The following is a 4,744-nucleotide window of genomic DNA, read 5'->3' on the forward strand; positions in this document are numbered from 1 at the left end:
AGTCGGTAGAGCAGAAGACTTTTAATCTTTTGGTCGATGGTTCGAATCCATCACGGCCCACCAATTGCATCAACAACTTAGGCGCCCGATGGGCGCCTTTTTTGTGTCTCCGGGATAATTGCCGGGCACTCAAGTGGCTCCACCCTCCCGTTTGCTCGACCTGGCGCCACGCTGGCGGCGGAGGATCGCGAAGTCACGCACCAATCCAGCGCACATTGCCACTGCTACCAGACTATTCCTACATCCTGAGACGGAAGCAGAGCGGTAGTATCGAGGCCATCTAAGGAAGCCGGCGTGGACTTGGGCTAGCCGTAGAGAGATGCTGTGATCGAAGACGGCGAAGCTATCAGGAGAGATGCGTGCTCAGGATCGTGTGGTTTGGGGTGGCCGCTGTGATTGGAGGTGGGCTCGCCACAGGGGACGCCGGGGCTGCCGCGATTCGCTGTGACACCTGCAGAGTCGACCGGGACTTCCGTGCTGAAGCGGTGAAGATGGGGGCGGGTACGCACCTGGTCTACAACCTGCGTGCGAATATGATTCAACAGTACTACGTGGGCCATGACAGCACCGATGCTGGTGGTGGTGAAGTTCCGCGTGCCGTGCGTTCAGCAGGACCGGTGGTGCAACGGCAAACACCGCCAGCACCTGCAGTTGAACAAATACGCCGGGGTAATGGGGGGAGTGTGGAAGTCGGCGGAACATTGCGACCCACGTACGTTGTCCCGGTTGACATGCTTGGACTCAATCCGGACGCGCGCTCCAGGACGGCGTACGACTACGTGCGAGACCAGAACCTGCGAGGGATGGTTGAGTCGGCGGTGGGCAATGTGAATGTCATCTCCCAGATTGTCGGGGGCCATGGGCTGACGGCGGCAACCGATCTGCCGCGGCTGGCCGCCAACGACACCGGCTTTCGCGACCTCACCAGGCCTATGTTCAAGGTCGTCTTCAAGGATGACTCATTTGTCATGATCACCGTCAATCCTGAGCATCAGAGTGGCGAATCCGAACAGGGTAGCGAGCGAACTGCCGCCGGGCAGTTCATCCCCTCTGACCTTCAGGGAGTCGAAGGAACGTGGACGGATCATGGTGGCGAGAATCTGGCGCGCATGGCGACGCATATGGCGTCGCTCGGTGCCACGATGACGTCCTCGGGGCCGTCTGGCGGCTCCGTGAAAGCCATCACATGTAGCGGAACCGCTGCGGCGAAGACGTGCGCGGTCGAATACAGGATCCGATAGCGCCACGTGCGTTGGGTACTGGGTTCCATCAAGCAGAAGGCCGCCCAATGGGCGGCCTTCTTTGCGTCGAAACACCGCTCAACGAAGCGGCTCAAGCTCGCCGCCCGCACGCGCGTGGCCCGTCAGCGGCCGGCGACGCGTGGCCGCAGATCGTCCACCAGCCGCTTCCTGCTGCTGCGCGCGTACTCTGCCGGCGAGAAGGGCATCGCCGCGCGGGCATAGTCATCGATGAGCTGCAGCAGCGCCGTGGGGGACACGTCCGACGGTGCGGGATCGCTGCCGTCGCCGGTGAGGGCAATGAGCTTCTCCTGCAGAACCTCCTTTCGCACGATGCCGGCACCGGTGGACGGGTCCGACACACACAGGCCGAACGTACCGCTGGCGAAGTGGGGCAGGAGCGCCTGGATTCTTGCTTCCACCTCGTTCGGGTCCTCGAACCATGCCTGCAGGGCATCGCGCAACTCGTTGGTCAACGTCGATATCACCGCATTGCGCTCGTCGCCGGGCGTCGCTCGCAGGGCAATCTGCACCCATCGCGTGTACTCGGGACGGAAGTAGGCGCCCTCCAGCACTTCGCGGGTCGGGATGACGCCGAACGCAGCCGAGCGGATCGTGCCTTGCTCACAGACGTACGTCGGCTGGGGCAATGCACCTGCCATCACCAACGCATCGACTTGCTCGACGGAGGTGCCGGTCAGTGCCGCCAACCCGGCCTTGTCCACGAAGTGATCGTGCAGATACGCCTTTAGTGTCATCGTTGTTCCATCGTGGGCTGAGCGTGCAGGACGCCGGAGCGCTTAATGCGTCCGGCGGAGACCAACATGGTACGACGCTTCCCTGGCAGGGTGATCGCGCCAAAACCGGGTGTACGGAGGCCGCCTGTGTTGATCGTTCTGGCGTCTACGTGCGCGTTCCTGCCGGAGCCGCTGGGGCCTTGGTCCAGCGGCACCGACTATGGCTACAATCGAGCCATCCCGGTAGCTCCCGGGCGCTGACCAAGTGCCACACAGTGAAGATTCTGCTGACAGGAAGTTCTGGCCGGGTCGGACGCGCGATCTTCGGCGCGCTCGCCGCACGGCACGAGGTCGTGGGTTTCGACCGCAACCCCTTCAATACCACCCGGCACGTGGCCGACATCACCGACGCGCGGGCCCTGCGCAGCGCGCTGGTCGGGGTGGACGCGGTCATTCATTCGGCGGCGCTGCATGCGCCGCATGTCGGGCTGGTCCCGGACAGCGAGTTTCACCGCGTCAATGTGGAAGGCACGCGCACCTTGGCCATGCTGGCGCGCGAGGCCGGGGCAAGTCGATTCGTCTTCACCAGTACCACGGCGCTGTACGGGCATGCGATCGTGCCGGGCCGCTGCACCTGGATCGATGAACGCACCCCACCGCTGCCGCGCACGGTCTATCACCGCTCCAAATTAGCGGCCGAACACTGGCTTGAAGATGCCGCCAGTCCGGGCTTTCAGGTGCGGGTGATCCGGATGTCGCGCTGCTTCCCGGAAGTCCCCGAGCGCCTGCTGCTGTACCGGCTGCACCGTGGGATCGATGTGCGCGACGTGGCCGATGCGCATGCGGCCGCGCTGCACAACACCGGTCCGATGTTCCAGCGCTATATCGCCAGCGGGTGGACGCCGTTCGGCCCGGAGGACTGCGAGCGCCTGGTCAGCGACCCCCGCGCGGTGCTGGCGCGGCGCTGCCCGCAGTGGCTGGCCGAATACGACCGTCGTGGCTGGACGCTGCCGGTGGTGGATCGCATCCACGATGCCAGTGCGGCCAGCATCGGCCTGGGCTGGCGAAGCCAGCGTGGCCCGGAAGCGGTCCTGGCACAGTTGGAGGCGCGCTCTATCGAGGTGTTGCCGCAGCCGGTGCGCGAGAGGGTCTGTGTGATGGAGTAAAGCGGTGACCACCGCGAGGCTGCGCCTGTCGCGCAGCCCCACCCTGATTGCAGCTGCATTGGTTACTTCTGCTGCGGATTCTTGCTGGTGTCTTTGTTGCCCTGTTCCTGCTTCTGCTGCTTGGCCAGCGTGTCCTTGCGCTCCTGCTCCTTCTGCTGGTCAGTCTGGGCGGCGGCATTCTTCTGGACGTTGTTTTCGTTGTTCTGCATGTTGGACATTGCATTACTCCATTACGACGTGATGTCGTGCGATCCACACTGGACCTGGTGGTGTTACGGAGCGGTCGCACGTGCATGAGGGTGGGGTTAGCGCCGTGCGTGACGCGGCCTGCCATTCATTGTTGCGGCACGGCAACGTCGGGCTGAATGCGGTCGCGCATAATGCGGTTCCGGCCATGGGCCATGCGATGAACGAAGGCGACAGGTGTCAGGATTCCTGAGAGGTAGCGCGCGGTGGACCCCAATGCGCCTTGCGCTGTTCTGCATGCTGATGGTGCTGGCATCGGTGTCGCGCGCTGGCGAGCGTGGCATCGCTGCAGGCGCGTCCACCGCCATGCCGCTGGTGATCGGAGAGACCTTCACCCTCGACTCGAAGGTGCTGGGCGAAACCCGTCGGATCACGGTCTACCGGCCAAGCGCCTGGAACGTACCCGCAGGCCAGCCGCTGCCGGTGCTGTACATGCCCGATGGCGGAATCGGCGAAGACTTCCTGCACGTGGCCGGCCTGATCCAGGTGCTGGTCGGCAATGCGGGCATGCGCCCGTTCCTGCTGATCGGCATCGAGAACACCGAGCGTCGCCGCGACATGACCGGGCCTACCGACGTGCCGGAGGATCGGAAGATCGCACCGCGCGTGGGCGGGTCGAGCGCGTTCCGGCGCTTCCTGCGTACCGAGCTGATGCCGCAGGTACACCAGCGCTATGCAACCACGGATGAGACCGCGATCATCGGCGAATCGCTGGCCGGGCTGTTCGTGGTGGAAACCCTGCTGCGCGAGCCGGATCTGTTCGACAGCTACATCGCGCTGGATCCGAGCCTGTGGTGGAACCGTGGACAGTTGGCCGATGACGCTGTGGCGTTGCTCACCGCGCACGCGACGCAAGGCAAGCAGCTGTTCGTGGCCAGCAGCAGCCAGCCCGACATTGCCAGGGCCAGTGCAAGGTTCAGCGCGCAGGTGAGTGGCAAGGTGCCCGGTGTACGCGTGCATTACCTGCCGATGCCCGCCGAAACGCACCAGACCCTCTACCATCCTGCCGCGTTGCAGGCACTGCGCGTGCTGTTTCCACCTGTACCGTCCACGCCCTGAACGAGGCGATCGTGCACACCACGCTGGCCTTGCGGGGCGCACAATAGGACGTCTTTTTGCTCACTGATGTTGGAGGTGCCATGAACCGTTTCGTCCTGCTTGGGGTGGGGGCGCTTGCGCTCGCGGCCTGTTCCAAACCTGCGCCGTCCGATACCGCCACGCCCGCACCCGCGCCAGATGCCGCAACGACGCCCGCGCCGACCACCGCGGCCCCCGCCACGGCAGCCGAGCCGACCCTGCAGCCGCCGTCATTCGATTGCGCCAAGGCGCAGTCCGAGTCGGAGAAGCTGGTCTGTGG

At 64.5% G+C, this 4,744-nt stretch carries 5 protein-coding genes and 1 pseudogene; 4 read left to right on the top strand and 2 right to left on the bottom strand.

What is annotated here, in order from left to right; all coding sequences use genetic code 11:
- The first annotated feature begins 359 nt into the window (after window positions 1-359).
- On the top strand, window positions 360-1,241 hold the full coding sequence (locus tag AC1DQP_RS16675; RefSeq protein ID WP_457319259.1) for a hypothetical protein: 882 nt from the start codon (window positions 360-362) through the stop codon (window positions 1,239-1,241).
- Between the two features lie 122 nt (window positions 1,242-1,363).
- On the opposite strand, the gene AC1DQP_RS16680 is transcribed toward AC1DQP_RS16675, so the two are convergent.
- On the bottom strand, window positions 1,364-1,963 hold the full coding sequence (locus tag AC1DQP_RS16680; RefSeq protein ID WP_457319260.1) for a DUF6058 family natural product biosynthesis protein: 600 nt from the start codon (window positions 1,961-1,963) through the stop codon (window positions 1,364-1,366).
- 287 nt (window positions 1,964-2,250) lie between these two features.
- On the opposite strand from AC1DQP_RS16680, the gene AC1DQP_RS16685 reads away from it, so the two are divergent.
- Complete coding sequence (locus AC1DQP_RS16685) at window positions 2,251-3,141, top strand: NAD-dependent epimerase/dehydratase family protein (RefSeq protein WP_457319261.1); 891 nt, start codon at window positions 2,251-2,253, stop codon at window positions 3,139-3,141.
- A 62-nt stretch (window positions 3,142-3,203) separates the two neighbouring features.
- Here the strand turns inward: AC1DQP_RS16685 and AC1DQP_RS16690 are convergent, their stop codons facing one another.
- Window positions 3,204-3,359 (bottom strand): hypothetical protein, encoded by a 156-nt coding sequence (locus AC1DQP_RS16690; RefSeq protein WP_256776892.1) that lies wholly within the window; start codon window positions 3,357-3,359, stop codon window positions 3,204-3,206.
- Window positions 3,360-3,603: 244 nt separating this feature from the next.
- On the opposite strand from AC1DQP_RS16690, the gene AC1DQP_RS16695 reads away from it, so the two are divergent.
- Both AC1DQP_RS16695 and AC1DQP_RS16700 read left to right on the top strand, forming a co-directional pair.
- A complete protein-coding gene (locus AC1DQP_RS16695) occupies window positions 3,604-4,446 on the top strand; it encodes an alpha/beta hydrolase (protein ID WP_457319577.1) in 843 nt (280 codons plus the stop codon).
- Between the two features lie 80 nt (window positions 4,447-4,526).
- Window positions 4,527-4,744: pseudogene (locus AC1DQP_RS16700) on the top strand (hypothetical protein); the annotation flags it as partial.

The organism is Stenotrophomonas sp. P5_A8 (assembly GCF_056400545.1).

Excerpts from the sequence above, each read along its gene's own strand:
- AC1DQP_RS16695 (WP_457319577.1), top strand. The coding sequence starts at position 3,604 with ATGCGCCTTGCGCTGTTCTGCATGCTGATGGTGCTGGCATCGGTGTCG.
- AC1DQP_RS16690 (WP_256776892.1), bottom strand. The coding sequence starts at position 3,359 with ATGTCCAACATGCAGAACAACGAAAACAACGTCCAGAAGAATGCCGCC.